The 518-nt window shown below is 48.5% G+C and carries 1 protein-coding gene; it reads left to right on the forward strand.

The window, feature by feature from the left end; all coding sequences use genetic code 11:
• Positions 1-61 precede the first annotated feature (61 nt).
• Positions 62-518: hypothetical protein (locus KP705_RS16835; protein WP_215765089.1), on the forward strand; the 457-nt coding region annotated here is incomplete at its 3' end.

Below are 518 nucleotides of genomic sequence, written 5' to 3' on the forward strand. Positions count from 1 at the left end.
GTATTATAACACAACTGATGGCGATGGTTCAACACAAGACCGCCAAGACTGGTGGTCTCGGATGGAATCCGTAGGTCGTTCATATACGAAATTAGAGGCCCAAAGGGTCATCAAAGCTCAGTCATATGATGGGGGGTATTATCCTCGTTCATGGCTTGGGCATGTGTTCCATCTGGGGTGGTCTGTTGATGATATCTGCTGGCTGATATCTGCTGACTGCAAGCACCTTGGGCTTATAGCTCGGGATTATTCTGCTGATGAGAATCTGCGTTTTGCGTGTCGTTCGGAACAGGAAGACAGGCGACGCTTCAGGCTTCCTGCTGGTGGTTTAGAATACGTTCCAGAGGTTAAGGAAGCGAAGGAATCACGCGGAGAGATTTTTGATGCAGGACCGTCTGAGAATGGGTGTGAGTCATCTTCTCGGATAGGTTTTTATGAGCTTCTTCGTCGCAACAGTGGGAACAAGGTTGATGTGTTTAAACATCTTGAACGCATTGGCAGGGATGAGGCCATAAGGC

It is taken from the genome of Gluconobacter sp. P1D12_c, from assembly GCF_018812105.1.
GTDB classification, from domain to species: Bacteria; Pseudomonadota; Alphaproteobacteria; order Acetobacterales; family Acetobacteraceae; genus Gluconobacter; species Gluconobacter oxydans_A.